Source organism: Corynebacterium sp. MSK297, from assembly GCF_030232885.1.
Lineage (GTDB): Bacteria > Actinomycetota > Actinomycetes > Mycobacteriales > Mycobacteriaceae > Corynebacterium.
In genome coordinates, this window is the sequence record NZ_JASPGD010000005.1 from 80,777 (window position 1) to 96,735 (window position 15,959).

The window sequence follows — 15,959 nt, forward strand, 5'->3', positions numbered from 1 at the left end:
GAGGTTATGAGTGACGATAACCAAGGCGGTTTGTTAGATCGCATTGAGCCGATAGATATCTCCGCGGAGATGGAGTCGAGTTATATCGACTACGCCATGTCCGTGATCGTGGGCCGTGCGTTGCCAGATGTGCGTGACGGGCTGAAGCCTGTGCACCGGCGTGTGTTGTACGCGATGTATGACAACGGTTACCGGCCGGAGCGCAGTTATGTGAAATCTTCGAAGCCGGTCTCGGACACGATGGGTGATTATCACCCGCACGGTGACAGCGCTATTTATGACACGCTGGTGCGTATGGCCCAGCCGTGGTCGATGCGTTATCCGCTTGTCGACGGCCAGGGTAACTTCGGTTCGCCGGGTAATGATGGCCCGGCGGCGATGCGTTATACCGAGTCGAAGCTGATGCCTTTGGCGATGGAGATGACCCGGGATATTCGGGAAAACACCGTCGATTATCAGCCGAACTATGACGGCAAGACGACGGAGCCGACGGTGCTGCCGTCGCGGGTGCCGAACCTGTTGATGAATGGTTCCGGTGGTATTGCCGTCGGTATGGCTACTAATATTCCGCCGCACAACCTGAATGAGCTGGCGGAGGCCATTTACTGGTTGCTGGAGAACCCGGATGCGGGCGAGGAAGAAACCCTGGAAGCCTGCATGGAGCGGGTTTCTGGGCCGGATTTCCCGACCGGTGGCATGATTGTCGGCACTAATGGCATCAAGGATGCTTATACCACCGGCCGTGGTTCCATCCGTATGCGTGGCGTGTCCAGCATCGAAGAAAACGGCAGCCGGCAGACCATCGTGATTACCGAGTTGCCGTATCAGGTCAACCCGGACACCATGGTGGCTAATATCGCCGAGCAGGTTGCAAACGGTAAGCTGGCTGGCATTTCGAATATTGACGATGAGTCTTCTGACCGCGTCGGCATGCGCATCGTGGTCACTCTAAAGCGTGATGCCGTCGCCCGTGTGGTGCTGAACAACTTGTACAAGCACTCGCAGTTGCAGACTTCTTTCGGCGCTAACATGCTGTCCATCGTCGATGGTGTGCCGCGTACGCTGCGTCTGGATCAGATGCTGCGTTATTACGTCACCCACCAGATTGAGGTTATTGTTCGGCGTACGCAATACCGCCTGGCGGAAGCCGAAAAACGTGCGCACATTTTGCGTGGCCTGGTCAAGGCCCTGAACATGCTCGATGAGGTCATTGCGTTGATCCGCCGCAGCCGTTCGGTAGAAGCCTCTCGTGAGGGCTTGAAGGATCTGCTGGGCGTCGACGACGAGCAGGCCGAGGCCATTCTGGCGATGCAGCTGCGCCGCCTGGCTGCCTTGGAACGCCAGAAGATCATCGACGAATTGGAAGAAATCCAGACCGTTATCGATGACCTAAAAGACATCCTGGATCGCGAGGAGCGCCAGCGCGAGATCGTGGCGACCGAGCTGAAGGAAATCGTCGACAAGCATGGCGACGAGCGTCGCACCGAGATCGTGGCCGCGCACGGTGAGGTTTCTGATGAGGATCTGATCGTCCGCGAAAACGTGGTCGTGACCATCACCGCCACTGGTTATGCCAAGCGCACGAAGGTCGACACCTACAAGTCGCAAAAGCGCGGCGGCAAGGGTGTGCGTGGTGCGGAGTTGAAGCAGGATGACGTCGTCAAGAACTTCTTTGTGTGTTCGACGCACGACTGGATTTTGTTCTTCACCAACTTTGGTCGCGTTTACCGCCTCAAGGCCTACGAGCTGCCGGAGGCCGGCCGTACCGCGCGGGGCCAGCACGTGGCGAACCTGTTGGAGTTCCAGCCGGAAGAGCGCATTGCTCAGGTTATTCAGCTGCAGTCCTACACCGATGCGCCGTACCTGGTGCTAGCTACCAAGCAGGGCCGAGTGAAGAAGTCACATCTGACGGATTATGAGTCGGCGCGTTCAGCTGGCCTGATCGCGATCAATCTCAATGAGGGGGATGCGCTGATTGGTGCTTGCCTGGCGGGCGACGAGGATGATCTGTTGCTGACCTCCGAGCAAGGCCAGTCCATCCGCTTTACTGCCGACGATGATCAGTTGCGGCCGATGGGTCGTGCAACCGCCGGCGTGAAGGGCATGCGCTTTAAGGGTGATGACCAGCTGCTGGCGATGTCCGTGGTGCACGATGGCGAGTACCTGTTGGTGGCTACCAGCGGCGGTTACGGCAAGCGCACCGCGATTGAGGAATACAGCACCCAGGGCCGTGGTGGCATGGGCGTAATGACGTTCAAGTACACCCCGAAGCGCGGCAAGCTGATTGGCGCGATTGCGGTGAATGAGGACGATGAAATCTTCGCTATCACCTCTGCCGGTGGCGTCGTGCGTACTGAGGCCGGGCAGATCCGTCCGTCTTCGCGTGCCACGATGGGTGTGCGGCTGGTGAATCTTGCTGACGACGTCGAGCTGTTGGCTATCGACAAGAACGTCGAGAGCGAAGGCGTGGAAGAAGCCCAAGCTGTGGCTAAGGGTGAAAAGACCATCGACGAAGTGCATGAAGCGCAAGTTCAGGAAGGCCAGTCGAAGGCTGAGGCTAAGACTGAGGCTGAAGCTGACGGCGACGCAAAGGTCGAAGAGGAGTAGCACTATGGGAAGAAACATCGCGATTACTCGAATCTCGCCGCTATCTGCCTTTCGGGTGGGCCTGGCGGTGTCTCTGGTGGGCCTGGTGGCCTGGCTGATCGCTGTGACGGTGGTGTACTTCGTGATGGCCACGTTTGGCGTCTGGGAGTACATCAACGGCTTCATGGACGGTCTGGGGGCTGGCATGCTCATCGACTACGGCTTGGTGCTGTCTCTGTCGGCTCTGGTGGGTGCTGTGGCGGCTATCTTGGCGACGATCCTGGCTCCGCTGTTTGCGCTCATCTACAACGCTGTAGCGGCGTTGTTTGGTGGTATCCAAGTGGATCTACAACAGATCGTGGAAGTCGACGAATAAGCTACAAAAAAACGTCATCTGACCTGGCGATTTGTGTGTATCTAAGATACGTATTAAAGTACATAATCGTTCCGCACACAGGGTCTATAGCTCAGTCGGTTAGAGCGCATCGCTGATAACGATGAGGTCGCAGGTTCGATTCCTGCTAGACCCACAGGCGGAAACATGGGGCATTAGCTCAATTGGTAGAGCATCTGCTTTGCAAGCAGAAGGTCAGGAGTTCGATTCTCCTATGCTCCACAGCATAGCCTGCATCCCTCGGTCCATCGGATCGGGGGATGTTTTGCGTTCAAGGCCTACTGGGTGGGGGTAAACGATGGGTTAAGGGTCAAAAAGTGTGTCCGGAATCGCGGATTTTCACGGATTGACCTGTAGGTTTCCGGAAAGTATATGCTCCGGAAGCATATATCTAGCCCCCGACGGGAAATCCTCGGTGTGGCAGCCGTGATGTGCTATGCGCGGCGTGGTGTGGTGTCGCAATGTCGAAGAACCAACCACGCTGCCACTGCGGCGGTGAAATGAAACGCAACGGCACCACCAGCAAAGGCACCACCAGATGGCGCTGCAAACAATGCGGCGCCTCCAGCGTCAAACGTCGAAACGACATCACCAACGCGGCAGTGTTCACCCAGTTCATCGAGCATTGCACCACCGCAATATCACTCGACGACCTAGCCAAACGAAACGGTGTTAGCCGCGCCACCATGAAGCGGCGCTTCAAGTGGTGCTGGCTCGTTGATGTGCCTGACCCCACCGCCGGCCACCACAAGCGGATCTACGACCAGGTATTTCTCGATGGCACCTACACCGCCGGTGGCTGCCTGATCGTCGCGGCGACCATCGACCACGTGATCGCCTGGCACTGGTGCAAACACGAAACCACCCGCGACTACCAACTGCTGCTTGAACGCATCGAAGCCCCACTCATCGCCGTCATCGACGGCGGCCAAGGCGCATACAGCGCAATCAAAAAGTGCTGGCCGACTACGAAAATTCAACGCTGCCTCGTCCACGCCCAACGCGTGGTCCGCCGCTACACCACCACCAACCCACGCACCGATGCCGGGCGCACCATCTACCGACTTGCGCTGAAACTGACCCGGATCACCACACTGGATGAAGCCGCCGCGTGGGGTGTGCAACTGCACGAGTTTTCAACGATCTACCGGGAATGGATGAACGAGAAAACCATGATCAAAGACCCCAAAACAGGTGCATGGACCCGCGTGTGGACCCACCACAACGTGCGCAAGGCCTACAACAGCCTCAACCATCTTTGGCGGTCCGAGATGCTGTTTGTCTACCTCAACCCGCCAGCAGGAGTCCTTGCGCCCGAGCGGATCAAATCCACCACCAACAGCTTAGAAGGCGGCATCAACGCCCAGCTCAAACTGCTCGCCAGAACCCACCGCGGCAGATCAGGCGAACGACAACGCCGCATGCTGGATTGGTGGCTCTACTTAAAAACGGAACTGCCTGACGATCCAGTACGAATCGCCAGGCAGTCCGACTGGGGCCAGGGCCAACTCGCCAAAGTATCCACCCTGACCCAAACCGAGAACCAAGCCGACCACGAAACAGGACGCCCAGCCCTCTACGACAACGCTATCGACACCGACTACACCCACTCAATCGGCATTCAAAAAGGCCAAATCTAACCCCCGCGACACGCCGAGCCAGACACACATTTTGACCCTTAACCCTTTAATGGATATAATTAGACCCATGTTGATTTCAGGTACCGCTTTCTTGCGGTTGCGCACCAACCGCTAAGGCGGTTTCCTACCCCGTAGGTTAAAAACCGCTCCGGTCCTTTAGCCGGGCGGCTATTTGTCATGCCCGGCTCCCTTTCAAATCCAAGGAGCACACCTGATGTCTGCATACGGACACGGCCGTCACGAGCATGGCCAAAATTTTCTCACCAACCACAAGATCATCAACTCCATCATCGACCTTGTGAAACAAACCTCCGGCCCCATCATTGAGATCGGACCAGGAAGCGGTGCCCTCACTCACCCGATGGCCCACTTGGGGAGGGCGATAACGGCAGTTGAAGTGGACGCAAAACTAGCTGCCAAAATCACACAAGAAACCTCCTCGGCGGCGGTCGAAGTGGTCCATGATGATTTCCTTAACTTCCGGTTACCCGCCACTCCCTGCGTCATTGTGGGAAACATTCCCTTTCACCTCACCACTGCCATTCTTCGAAAGTTGCTGCATGCGCCAGCATGGACTGACGCTGTACTCCTCATGCAGTGGGAAGTCGCTCGCCGCCGGGCCGGGGTAGGCGCAAGCACGATGATGACGGCTCAGTGGTCCCCATGGTTCACATTTCACCTGGGTTCTCGGGTACCAAGGCCTGCTTTCCGGCCACAGCCAAACGTTGACGGGGGGATCTTAGTGATCCGCCGGGTGGGTGACCCGAAGATTCCGATAGAGCAGCGCAAAGCCTTTCAGGCGATGGTGCACACCGTTTTCACTGCCCGGGGACGCGGGATAGGGGAAATTCTCCGAAGGGCAGGGTTGTTTTCATCACGTTCAGAAACACAATCATGGTTGCGCTCGCGAGGAATCGACCCCGCGACCCTACCTCCCAGATTGCACACCAACGACTGGATCGATCTCTTCCAGGTGACTGGTTCCTCTCTACCTCACCATCGACCCATTTCACCATCGGGAAGTAGTCAACGACCTCCTCAACGGAAAAACCGAAGCCGGCGGCGTTAATCCCCACCAAAACCGAAATCCACCAGTAGTACTAAAAGGGCTCTTCCGGTTTTAGAGTGCATTGATTAGTTCGCCGGGGGTTCGGGCGTGGCACAAGATATTGGGGTCCTTGGCTTTGTAGGAAAAAGGTATCTAATCCATCCGTACAAAACTAAGGACCTACTGTGCAGCCTAACGGAAATGTCATCGTCGATACCATCTGCCGCACCGCAAAACTAGGAACTACTATCACCGGTGCCACAGAAAACGGTGACGTCACTGTTATTGAAGCCGAACCCGTCGAGCCGATCAATGAATGCCCTACCTGCGGGCAGCCTGGAGTATTCCGCGACCACGTCATCCGCAGCCTGGTCGATCTGCCCATCGTCGGCCACCCAACAACTTCATGTGCGCCTTCCACGCTACCGGTGCACCAACAAGCGTTGCTTGCAGAAGATCTTCCGTGCTGGCCTTGCCTGCGCGCCCGACAATTCAAAGACCACGGACCAGGTGACCCACTGGATCCTGCAACGACTCTGCCTAAATCGGATGAGCGTTGCCGCTGCACCCAAGTCATTAGGCCTGGGGTGGGATATGAAGTGTCCCAGGTTTTGTTCCGTTTGATGAAACCCGTTTTTGAAACAACGTACGGAGCACAACGCACGCCGATGCCAAAGCTTCCGCAACATCGACTACCTCATCAAACCCACGACAGTGGGATTCACACCCTCAATCCCCACGCGTGCAATCTGGGTTAAGTAGCAAAAAATGTGTCTGACCGGCGTGTCGCCAATTCCCTAGATCTGGCCTTTCCGGATACCGATTGAGTGCGTGTATTCAACATCGATACCCTGGTCGTAGAGGGCTGGCTGACCAGGTAGCTGGTTGGTGTGGGTATTTTCTGGTTTTTGGTGAGGAACATGCCTGCTGGGCTTATTATTTCGGGGTTTGTGCTGCTAGAGGTGTAGATATACGGGGTTTGGCACACACTTTTTGGCGTTTAACCCTAAAAAAGGTCGCCGCCAACCTCGGCTTCCGCATGACGAAACAGAGCTTCGCTAAGGGAGCAGCAAAAACCATTCCTGTAGTCGGTGCAGTCATCCCGGGAGGACTGACGTTCGCGACCTTCCCGCCCATGGCCAAGCGCTTGCAGAAACACCTGGCAGGCCTCGCGCTGGCCAAACCCTGTGGTGTACCAAATACCACTGATACGGGGATAACGCCGGCATGACAACGACCTCAGCTCAGTTTGACGCTGTCATTGCCGCAACCCGCCACATCCCCGAAGCAAACTTCACCGCCTACCGCGGCGGCTGCCCTCAAGAGATCAGTACAGCCCTTATCGACGTTGTGTTCTCGATCCGGGCCTAGTAGTACGAGACTTCGCTACACCTGGCCTTGGCGTCAGGAACCGCGTGCAGGCCTTCCGTTCCGACAACCCGTGCGATCCTCGACGAGGTACACCCCAATAGGGCAGGTTTAAAATTACTGTCAGAGCCAGAAGGCGTTGGCACAGATGGCCCCGGTGAAGCAGAAGCCTTCGGCCACCGAATTAATGTAAAAGCATATGACAGCCTCGACGCCATGATCGACAAGGCACGATACGACCCGGCGACCGCCTCAATGCGTGCTCGACTTAATGACGTATCCCCCAGGATGTCCGCAATCCGTTCGCCCATCTCAGCATCCCACTGGAATTTCTGTCGCCCTAGCGTGGTCGAGCCCCTGCGGCAACGGTTTTTCACAACTTCATGGGCGGTTCAGTTGACGCCGGTGAGGAAACCTAGAGAGGCCCTGGGGGCACGGGGGATGAGCTTATTAAAGGCCGAAGGCACCGCCGCTGACGAGGATGAAGATACCCAGGCCAATCAAAACGATCGGGAACAGCACATGCTCCCAGCGTTCGAGAACCTCCGCGATCGGTGGACGGGTGGCCACGAACTTCGCCAACAGGACCAAGCCCGCCACCAGGATCAGAAAGACGACGCAGTAGATGATAACGGTGGCGGTATCCACGTTGAGAAAAACCGGGACATAGACGCCGATATTGTCGCCACCGTTGGCAAAGGTCACACCGGCGACGATCAAGGCGCTTACGTTCTTTCCGCTGACTTTCGCGTCATCGTCGTCATCATCGTTTCCCTGCCAGGCTTGCCAGGCCGCCCGCAGCCCCAGGGCCAGGGGGATCAGCCCGAAGTAGGGGATCGCCTCGGTGGGCAGGAAGGCATCCGCCCCTAGGGTGACCAGAATCGTGGCTGCGAGGATGCCCGCGAAACCAAGATACTGCCCGGCCAGGATCCGAAGTGTGGTCCCTGCTTGGCCGGCCCCACGGGCGAAGAACAGCGAGAGCACGATGATGTCGTCGATATTGGTGGCGATAAACAGACCAACCGCCCCCAGGAGACCAGTTACCACTTACCTGTTCCCCTCTCCGGTGGTGCACCCGGGCACGTCACATGCCGAGTCAATACACGGGGCATTCTCGTCGGCAGCCAGAGTGGTATCTAGCAGTGAGTTCAACGCCTGGACAAGATGGGCGTCGACGATCTCGTAGCGGGTCTTCCTCCCCTGCGGTTCGGCGACCACAATTCCGCAGTCCCGTAGGCAAGTGAGGTGGTTCGACACATTTGACCGCGTCAGTTCCAGCTCCCGGGCGAGAGCGGCCGGATAGGCCGGGCCGCCCAGCAGGGTCAGGAGAATACGGGATCGGGTGGGATCGGCCATCGCCCGACCCAATCGGTTCATCACGTCCAAGCGTGAAGCAATAGTCAGCATGCACTGGACTATACAGCAGATGCTGAACTGTTGCCACGAGGGTCGAACGTCGGCCCGACGGTGATGTGTTTCTGAGCCTGTTTCCGCGTGGCTTTAGTGTCTTCCCTTTTCGTATTTGTGCGGTTGTTGAATCTGTGCCTGTGGCGCAACCTGCTTGTCCCCTATTTTTTGCAAACCGCCGTGAACTTTAGTTCGCGACGGAGCTTTCAATGGCCCCAGTTCGTGCCCGTCTAAGTGGGGCACACCCCAATAGGGCAGTTTTAGAATTTCTGTCGCCCTAGCGTGGTCGACCCCCTGCGGCAGCGGTCTTTCACAACTTCATAGGCGGTTCAGTTGATGCCGGTGAGGAAACCTAGAGAGGCCCTAGGAGCACGGGGGATGAGCTTATTAAAGGCCGAAGGCGCCGCCGCTGACGAGGATGAAGAGGTGCTGTTGCAAAGTTGGGGCAGTAGGAAGAGCGACGTGAAATAATCACAGCCATGGGTATCTTCTCCGGTCGTCGTTTCCCCGTGACATCATTCTGTGGGCAGTGCGGTGGTACTGCCGCTACGGGGTGAGCTACCGCGATCTGGAGGAAATGATGACCGAGCGTGGCGTGCCGGTTGATCACACCACGATTCTCACCGCTGGGTCCAGAAATACGCCCCTGAGCTGGACAAGCAAACACGGTGGTACCGGCAGGTACCTGATTGGCAGGCCAGTTCCTGGCGGGTGGATGAGACCTATATCCGGGTCGGCGGCAGGTGGTGCTACCTCTGATCTGGCGATCACCGCCGGTGGCCAGACCCTGGCCTTTTACCTCTCTCCGAAGCGGAACGTGGCCGCAGCGAAGCGTTTCCTGGCCAAGGCCCTCAGATCCAATGCGTCAGCCGGGTATCCCAGAGTGATCAACACCGATAAAGCACCCTCCCTAGCCAGAGCAATCGCCGAGTTGAAGTCAGAGGGAATCTGCCCGCCAACAGTGGAACACCGGCAGGTGAAATACCTCAACAACATCCTGGAAGCCGACCATGGTCGGCTGAAGGGGATCCTCGGGCCGAAAGGCGCGTTTAAGAACCGGACATCTGCATATCGGACGTTGAAAGGGATGGAGGCGATGCACTCATTGCGGAAAGGGCAAGGCACGATGTTTGCCCTCACGGGCAACCGAACCCGGACGAGGTGATCGTCAACCGGGTCTTCGAGACGGCTTAAGCACCCCGGAGCAAGGACAACTGATGTCTTGAGGTTGGGCTTTTCGACCCTGGCCCAACTTTGCAACAGCACCAGTCAGCGAGCACCGGTGCTCTTTGCTGATATTGACACCGCGCCCTCACCGACCCACTCGTAACAGTCCTGAAGGGTGGTCCGGTGGATCTGTGGCATCGAGACGGTGGAATGCCCGTTTCTTAAGGGACCGTGTGCTCGGGGGGGTTATCCTCCCGTGAACGCGGAGTAGAAGGTGATAAATACCGAGGCCGCCACAGCGACGTACGCCACGGCGATGAGGGTGCCTGCCCACTGGGAGGTAAACCGCACCACAGCAGGGGAGGCGGGGAAGAGGCCGTGGGCGAGGTTGCGTACTGTGAGCAGGATAAACAGCGGGACCATCATCGCCCACACCACCATGCAGTACAGGCACAAAATATGGATGACGAACAGCGCCTGGTACCACAGCCAGATGATGAACAGCAGGCCCACGGTCACACCCGCCTGCAGACCTCCCCAGTACCAGTCGGCGAAGCGTGCCCCCGACAGCATGGCCATCGCGGTGGTGATGACCACGGCGAAGGCGACAATGCCGGTCAACGGGTTGGGGAAGCCGAAGAGTTCGGACTGCCAGGTGCCCATCACTTTTCCGCAGGAGACCAGGGCGTTGATGTCACAGGTGGTGACATGCTCGGCGTCCTCGTAGAGGGCCAGGCGTTCAAGCACCAGGATACCGGAGGCCACCCAGCCGATCACGCCGGTGACCAGCAGGATGAGGGCGAAAGGACGCTGGCGGGCAAAGACAGGCAGGAAGGTGTCGTCGTTCGTCTCGGTCACAAGAACCTCATTGTCGTCGGCGGGGGCTGGGTGCATCATGGATTCGGATTAGTCGGCGGCGGCCGCGTCGACCTCGGCCCGGAACTGCTCCAGGGAGTCCGGGGTCAGGAGCTGACCGTCGAGGAAGAAAGTCGGGGTGCCGCGCACACCCAGGGCCGTGCCGTCAGCCACATCGAGTCGGACCCGTTCCTCGGTGGCAGGATCGGCCACAGCGGCGTCAAAGGCGGCCATGTCCAGACCCAGATCCTCAGCGAAACCACGGAAGACCGGGCCTCGGTCCTCGGTGGTGTGACTCCACTGTTCTTGAGTCTCGAACATCTGCTGGTACATCGCGTCGTATTGTCCCTGCTGGGCGGCAGCCTCGACGGCGATGGCCGCGGTCATGGAGTTGGGGTGGCCTGGCAGCGGGAAGTAACGGTTGACGAAGGTGACGGTGTCGGAGTACTCCGCACGCAGTTCCTCCACGAAGGGGTAAGCCGCCCGGCAGGCCTCGCACTCGAAGTCGAGGAACTCCACCAGCACGGCCTTCTCGTTCGGCGCCTGGGACAGCACCCGACTGTTGTCCCGGACCACCTGTCCCGCATCACTGGCCACGGTTTCCGGGGCGGGCGCAGAAGCGGAGTCGGATCGGCCGAGGAAAAAGGCGACGATCCCGGCGATGACGACGATTGCCAATAACACCCAGACAATGATCTGGGCTTTTCTCCAATTTCCGGAGGGCCGGGCGGAGGTGGTGCGGTTGGTGGGGGTGCTCACGAGGGGTCCGTTCTATCTCTGGTGGAAATTAAGGGGTGTCGAGGCCGTGGGCCCCGGGGGACCCGGCAAGGTGGCGACGAAGTCCTCCAGGACCGAGACGGTCATCAGCAGGTGCATCCGTCCGGCGAACAACAGGCCGGATCGATGGTGACCACCAACTCCAGTAACTCGCCAAGGGCGTGACCCAGCTGGGGATCAGCCAGAGAATACCAGACGTTGCGCCCCTCCGGGGTGGCGGCCACCAGCCCGCATCCGCGCAGACAGGCCAACTGATTCGACATCACCTGTTTGGAGACATCCAACTGCCGGGCCAGGTCCGAGGGTCGGGCGGGCCCGTGGCGCAAGGCCAACAGGATCCCGGTCCGGGTGTCATCAGACAGGGCATGGCCCACCCGGGACAACGCCGAGGTGTGAGTGACGGTCACCGTGCTCATAATCGTAGACAGTGCACAATCCCCTGTACTACTCCTCGGTGCCCTCGGCGGAGGAGTGCGAGATGACCTGGAGCATGTTGACACCCGGACCACAGACGCTGGCCTGAGGGTCAGGACCGGGTTTTCTCCCGGGTGGGGGAAGGTTAGAAGGTGATGCCGTGCTGGGCGAACCAGGGGGCGGGGTCGACGGCGCCGCTGCCGGTCGGGTAGAGCTCAAAATGCAGGTGGGAACCGGTGGAGAAACCTTGGTTACCCATGCCGGCGATCTTCTGGCCGGCGGTGACCTGCTCACCCACGCTGACATCGAGGGTTTCCATGTGGCCGTAGACGGCAATGGAGCCGTCATCGTGCTGGATGCGGATCCACTGGCCGAAACCGGAAGCCGGGCCGGAGTCGATGACGGTGCCGCCCATGGCCGCAAGAATTGGGGTGCCCACGACGTTGGCGATGTCTAGTCCTGCGTGGAGGCTGCCCCAGCGCATACCGAAACCGGAGGTGAAGGTGCCTTCAGTGGGTTTGACCACGGATGAGGCGTTGGCCAGGCGTTCTGCCTCAATCCGTTCTGCTTCCAGACGTGCAGCCTCAGCGCGGGCGGCCTCGGTGCGCTCGGCGGCGTACTCAACCGCCTTGTCCAACTGCTCGTTGATATTGGTTACCGGCTTATACTCCGAGATCGTCAGGATCTGCGGGGCCGTCTCCGTCGTGTCCGGGGGCAGCGCGGTGTTATTGGTGGCCAACTGCACGCCACCGACAGTGGCCTGCGGGGAGATCGGGGCCTCAGCCTGGGTCTGCAGCGTGGCGGCGGCGGCACCACTGAGACCCGCAGACGAGACCACGCCCGTGGCCACGGCCACCAGGGCTACGCGGCTCTTGGTTTGCGGGGTGGGGATCTTGCGGTGTTTTCCTCCGGCTGGTCGCTGAGCCTTCAGTCGCATGAATCTTCTTCCGTCGTTGTCCGTTGGTCCGCCCCACTCAAGCCCACCGCTATGCACGGTGGAGACTAGATTGTGACCGTTCCGTTATTTACGGACGTAACACTAACCTCCCCTTCCCCCAAAGGTCCAGCCGCCAGGCGGGGTCGGCGACTCTTCCACCCTTCTCACAGGCGACTCCCCCAGGGTTGTCAGGGGGCGGGGAGGTGGCCCCAACGTGCCGGAGGGCTGTTCCCTGCCAGTAGGTGACCTCAAGAGAAATCGGGCACGACCGGGGTGGCCCTGTCAGAACTCCGGCTATCGCCGACTTCCTTGCCACTCCCGGCGACCTCCCACCAGAAGTACCGGGTCGCCGGGGTCGGTGGTGGCCTACTCCCCGGAAACCCGGGCGTTTTCGCCGCTCCCCCGCACCTGCCGGAGGAGCGCAAAGGTGACAAAGGCCAGCGGAACCACACCTGTGGCCCAGGCCAGGACGGCGGCGCGTTGGTCAGCGAGCAGATCGAGCTCCCAGGGCAAAAGCAGGGAGCGGTAGAACTCCTCGCCCAGGATCGTGTCCAGGCGCAGGAGATAGACCCCGACAAGCAGGTGGACGGGCAGGGAGGCGACCAGCCACCCCAGGCGGACGGCGGCCGGGCGACGGCGCGGGATCAGGTCGGGGCCGAGCATCCCCCAGACGTAGAAGCACCCGGAGACCAGGAGCACGGTGTTCATGATCAGCTGCCCCGCGTACTTGGAGATCAGCAGCTCATAGAGCGGGATGAACAGGTACATGACGTAGAAGAACACCAGGAACTGCAGGGTGTTGACCACCGGATGGGTGATCACCCCCACCAACCGGCTGCGGGTGAAGGCGCGCACCCAGTCGTGGATATTCGGCCTACCCGGGGCCCCCGGGGCGAAGGCGGTCATCAGCAGGGTCAGCGGGGCACCCATCACCAGGAAGATGGGGATGACCAGCGACAAGATGATGTGACCGACCATGTGCACCGAGAAGACCGCGGGCATATTCAGCCCGATCCCGGAACTCATCGTCACCAGCAGGGTCACACATCCGGCCAACCACCAGGCGGTGGGGGTGCTTGACCAGGTGTGACCTGTCTGGCGGGTGCGCCACACAGCGGAGAGATAGCCGACGGCCAGAAGCAGGGCGAGGGCACCAAACAGCAGGTCAAAGCGCCACATGCCCCACACGTTGAGGATGGTGGGCTTCTCGGACAGCTCGTAGCCGAGCTTGGTGGCCATCTGCGAGAGGTTCGGGATCCGCGGTGAGGGCGGCGGGGTGCGCCCCATGGTGATGGCGATACCGGTGACCGCCGCCATGACAAGCACCTCGACGATGGCGACCTGGCGGAACAGGCGGCGATCAGCGGGGTTGGCCTGCACCTGCGGAATGACCCACGCCCGGTGGATCCACCCGAAGACACCGAGGATGATCACGCCGATGGTCTTGGCCACGATGATTAACCCGTACCGGGTGGTCAACAGATCCGTCAGCTCGATGCGGATGGCGGCGTTGACTAACCCGGACACGGCCATGACGATGATGGAGACCAGGGCGATTGTCGAGTAGCGGCGCAGCGCAATATCCAGGTCAGGTCCCAGGCGACGCCCGTGGGCGAGCAGGGCCATGAGTCCGCCGACCCACAGGACTAAGAAGACCAGGTGCCACAGGTAGGAGTTGGTGCCGTGGTCGTGGTTGCCGCCCGAGGAGGAGTGCCCTGTCAGGCCCAGGGGGATGATCATGAGGATTGACCCGAGGAGCAACAGTGGTTGGGTGATCCACGCCCGGCTCATCAGGCCCGTACCACCGGTGACCAGGGCAATAAGCGCGACGATCAGCCACACCCGGGCCATGGCCACCTGCTCGACGGCCACCGTCAGGGTCTCCAGGCCGAGTGTCTGGGCCAGGGGGGTGCCGGAGACATCTGAGAGCACCAGCGGGATCATCAACAACGCGATCAGTCCGAAGCAGATGGCCGCGACCGCACCGGTACGCGAGGCCAGGTGCCCGTCCACACTCAACGAGGCCTGGTGCAGGCGGTCGTGATCACCGCCGGGCAACCGTGGGGAGATGAGGAAAGCAGCGAACAAGAAAGAACCGGCCGACAGGGCAGCGAGCATCCAACCGACCGCACGGAAAAACGGCAACCCGAAGGTGGTCGCGATGCCCGGGTTGGGGATCCCCAGGGCCGCGAGGGATTCGCCGAGGAAGCTGTAGGCAACCGTCCCGCCGACGGCACCTGCGACGGCGAAAAAGAGCAGGTACAACGGCCACGTGGGGCGTACCCGCTCCTGAGGCCGGCGCCCGATGGCGGGGGTCGTCCCTGCGGTCGTATCCGTGGCAGTGGGGGTGTTATTTACCGGGTGGGTCATCTGTGTCCATTTCGCCGTCCATGCCGCCTCCACTCTCATGGTGTGCTCGGAAGCGGGCGTGAGGTTCACCCTAATAGGGCCTGCGGGTGTTCTTGTAAATTGCCCAGGGACCGGTATCTTCCCCCGGTTCACCCCCTGCAGGGGGCACCGACCTGGGAAGAACAACACCCGGTGAAGGCGCCGTGGCCGGGAACTTTCCTCCCGCCTGTTCCGACTAGTGTCTTGGTATCTCCCGCAGGCAGGTGTCTTAGTCGCTCACATCCGGTTGAAGAACCGGCCCAACCCAGGAGGACTTTCGTGATCATCTCCCCCACGCTCCCTCGTCGTGTGCTGGCTACTGTTGTGGCGGTCGGGGCCCTGACCGTCGTAGCCACCCCGGTTGCCCTCGCGCATGACTCCGTGATCGGCGGCAATCCCGCGGACGGTGACGTGGTCGAAGAATTTCCGCGCAGCATCGAGCTGGAGTTCTCCGGGCTTCCCCAGGAAGGTTTCAGCACCGTAGCCATCACCGACCAGAACTCCGGTGATCTCCTGTTCAGTGGTGAGCCGACCATCGACGGCCGACTGGTGACCCTTGATCTACCTGCGGATGTCAGCGGCGGACCAGGTGACTACACCATCGGCTTCCAGATCCTCTCCTCCGACGGCCACGCCACCCGCAGCGCGACCACCTTCACCGTCGTCGGTGACGCCCAAACGACCGCCACCACCACGGGCACCGACGCCAAGCCTGTGGAGGAGACCACAGCCGCCGAGAACACCGCCGAGGGGGCCACCTCCGTAGTCAGTAATCCGATAGTCCTGACCCTCGCGGGGTTGGCCCTCTTCGGCGTCATCGCCGGGGCCATCGTGCTGGTTGTCCGGAGCCGTGACAGGCGTTAGGAAGCAGAAGACTCCCGCTACATCCTGAGCGCCGGTGTGCCATGCCGCGGGTCAATCTCCCTCCAGGCTGACGCGGTTTCAGGACCCCACCTCCCACCTGACGTTCGTCGGACA

Annotated in this window: 15 protein-coding genes, 2 tRNA genes and 2 pseudogenes; 12 read left to right on the top strand and 7 right to left on the bottom strand. The window is 60.2% G+C overall.

What is annotated here, in order from left to right; all coding sequences use genetic code 11:
* Positions 1-6: 6 nt before the first annotated feature.
* The 10 genes and pseudogenes from gyrA (at position 7) to QP888_RS06770 (ending at position 7,039) form a co-directional block, all read left to right on the top strand.
* Entirely contained in the window at positions 7-2,607 is a 2,601-nt protein-coding gene (gene gyrA, locus QP888_RS06730; protein ID WP_126925767.1) for a DNA gyrase subunit A, read from the top strand.
* A gap of 4 nt (positions 2,608-2,611) precedes the next feature.
* Positions 2,612-2,962, top strand: a complete 351-nt coding sequence (locus tag QP888_RS06735) for a DUF3566 domain-containing protein (RefSeq protein WP_021353187.1) — start codon at positions 2,612-2,614, stop codon at positions 2,960-2,962.
* Between the two features lie 80 nt (positions 2,963-3,042).
* Positions 3,043-3,116: transfer RNA gene (locus QP888_RS06740), tRNA-Ile, on the top strand.
* A 13-nt stretch (positions 3,117-3,129) separates the two neighbouring features.
* Positions 3,130-3,202 (top strand) — tRNA-Ala (locus QP888_RS06745).
* A gap of 239 nt (positions 3,203-3,441) precedes the next feature.
* On the top strand, positions 3,442-4,620 hold the full coding sequence (locus QP888_RS06750) for an IS256-like element IS1249 family transposase (RefSeq protein ID WP_005323424.1): 1,179 nt from the start codon (positions 3,442-3,444) through the stop codon (positions 4,618-4,620).
* A gap of 67 nt (positions 4,621-4,687) precedes the next feature.
* Positions 4,688-4,735 (top strand): erythromycin resistance leader peptide, encoded by a 48-nt coding sequence (locus QP888_RS11165; RefSeq protein WP_011116968.1) that lies wholly within the window; start codon positions 4,688-4,690, stop codon positions 4,733-4,735.
* Positions 4,736-4,834: 99 nt separating this feature from the next.
* Positions 4,835-5,689 (top strand): 23S ribosomal RNA methyltransferase Erm, encoded by an 855-nt coding sequence (erm, locus tag QP888_RS06755; RefSeq protein WP_016459102.1) that lies wholly within the window; start codon positions 4,835-4,837, stop codon positions 5,687-5,689.
* Between the two features lie 164 nt (positions 5,690-5,853).
* A pseudogene (locus QP888_RS06760) lies at positions 5,854-6,271 on the top strand (transposase family protein); the annotation flags it as partial.
* A gap of 436 nt (positions 6,272-6,707) precedes the next feature.
* Entirely contained in the window at positions 6,708-6,899 is a 192-nt protein-coding gene (locus QP888_RS06765) for a hypothetical protein (protein ID WP_202974800.1), read from the top strand.
* Positions 6,896-7,039, top strand: a complete 144-nt coding sequence (locus tag QP888_RS06770; RefSeq protein WP_021352517.1) for a hypothetical protein — start codon at positions 6,896-6,898, stop codon at positions 7,037-7,039. The genes QP888_RS06765 and QP888_RS06770 overlap by 4 nt, the downstream gene beginning before the upstream one ends.
* Positions 7,040-7,486: 447 nt before the next feature.
* Here the strand turns inward: QP888_RS06770 and QP888_RS06775 are convergent, their stop codons facing one another.
* Positions 7,487-8,083, bottom strand: a complete 597-nt coding sequence (locus tag QP888_RS06775; RefSeq protein WP_021352516.1) for a cadmium resistance transporter — start codon at positions 8,081-8,083, stop codon at positions 7,487-7,489.
* Positions 8,084-8,443: a Cd(II)/Pb(II)-sensing metalloregulatory transcriptional regulator CmtR gene (gene cmtR / locus QP888_RS06780; protein WP_021352515.1), complete on the bottom strand. Its 360-nt coding sequence runs from the start codon at positions 8,441-8,443 to the stop codon at positions 8,084-8,086.
* A 479-nt stretch (positions 8,444-8,922) separates the two neighbouring features.
* Between cmtR and QP888_RS06785 the strand changes: the two are divergent.
* Positions 8,923-9,637, top strand: a pseudogene (locus QP888_RS06785) (IS6 family transposase).
* Positions 9,638-9,856: 219 nt separating this feature from the next.
* Here the strand turns inward: QP888_RS06785 and QP888_RS06790 are convergent.
* The 5 genes from QP888_RS06790 to QP888_RS06810 all read right to left on the bottom strand — a co-directional run bounded on the left by QP888_RS06790 (position 9,857) and on the right by QP888_RS06810 (position 15,002).
* On the bottom strand, positions 9,857-10,507 hold the full coding sequence (locus tag QP888_RS06790) for a vitamin K epoxide reductase family protein (protein WP_024272698.1): 651 nt from the start codon (positions 10,505-10,507) through the stop codon (positions 9,857-9,859).
* A gap of 9 nt (positions 10,508-10,516) precedes the next feature.
* Positions 10,517-11,224, bottom strand: coding sequence for a DsbA family protein (locus QP888_RS06795; protein WP_049168295.1), 708 nt, complete (start codon positions 11,222-11,224; stop codon positions 10,517-10,519).
* A gap of 104 nt (positions 11,225-11,328) precedes the next feature.
* Positions 11,329-11,658 (bottom strand): ArsR/SmtB family transcription factor, encoded by a 330-nt coding sequence (locus QP888_RS06800; protein ID WP_021352510.1) that lies wholly within the window; start codon positions 11,656-11,658, stop codon positions 11,329-11,331.
* 143 nt (positions 11,659-11,801) lie between these two features.
* Complete coding sequence (locus tag QP888_RS06805; RefSeq protein ID WP_021352509.1) at positions 11,802-12,593, bottom strand: M23 family metallopeptidase; 792 nt, start codon at positions 12,591-12,593, stop codon at positions 11,802-11,804.
* Between the two features lie 366 nt (positions 12,594-12,959).
* Positions 12,960-15,002, bottom strand: coding sequence for a bifunctional copper resistance protein CopD/cytochrome c oxidase assembly protein (locus QP888_RS06810; RefSeq protein ID WP_003847987.1), 2,043 nt, complete (start codon positions 15,000-15,002; stop codon positions 12,960-12,962).
* Positions 15,003-15,260: 258 nt separating this feature from the next.
* Between QP888_RS06810 and QP888_RS06815 the strand changes: the two genes are divergently transcribed.
* The gene (locus QP888_RS06815; protein ID WP_021352508.1) at positions 15,261-15,845 is read left to right on the top strand and encodes a copper resistance CopC family protein; all 585 of its coding nucleotides are present in this window, start codon (positions 15,261-15,263) and stop codon (positions 15,843-15,845) included.
* Positions 15,846-15,959: the final 114 nt, after the last annotated feature.

Bases quoted from the DNA above. Each gene is read 5' to 3' on its own strand.
- QP888_RS06770 (WP_021352517.1), top strand. From the start codon at position 6,896: ATGACAACGACCTCAGCTCAGTTTGACGCTGTCATTGCCGCAACCCGC.
- QP888_RS06790 (WP_024272698.1), bottom strand. From the start codon at position 10,507: ATGATGCACCCAGCCCCCGCCGACGACAATGAGGTTCTTGTGACCGAG.
- QP888_RS06765 (WP_202974800.1), top strand. From the start codon at position 6,708: ATGACGAAACAGAGCTTCGCTAAGGGAGCAGCAAAAACCATTCCTGTA.
- cmtR (WP_021352515.1), bottom strand. From the start codon at position 8,443: ATGCTGACTATTGCTTCACGCTTGGACGTGATGAACCGATTGGGTCGG.
- QP888_RS06810 (WP_003847987.1), bottom strand. From the start codon at position 15,002: ATGAGAGTGGAGGCGGCATGGACGGCGAAATGGACACAGATGACCCAC.
- QP888_RS06805 (WP_021352509.1), bottom strand. From the start codon at position 12,593: ATGCGACTGAAGGCTCAGCGACCAGCCGGAGGAAAACACCGCAAGATC.
- erm (WP_016459102.1), top strand. From the start codon at position 4,835: ATGTCTGCATACGGACACGGCCGTCACGAGCATGGCCAAAATTTTCTC.
- QP888_RS06735 (WP_021353187.1), top strand. From the start codon at position 2,612: ATGGGAAGAAACATCGCGATTACTCGAATCTCGCCGCTATCTGCCTTT.
- gyrA (WP_126925767.1), top strand. From the start codon at position 7: ATGAGTGACGATAACCAAGGCGGTTTGTTAGATCGCATTGAGCCGATA.
- QP888_RS06800 (WP_021352510.1), bottom strand. From the start codon at position 11,658: ATGAGCACGGTGACCGTCACTCACACCTCGGCGTTGTCCCGGGTGGGC.
- QP888_RS06750 (WP_005323424.1), top strand. From the start codon at position 3,442: ATGTCGAAGAACCAACCACGCTGCCACTGCGGCGGTGAAATGAAACGC.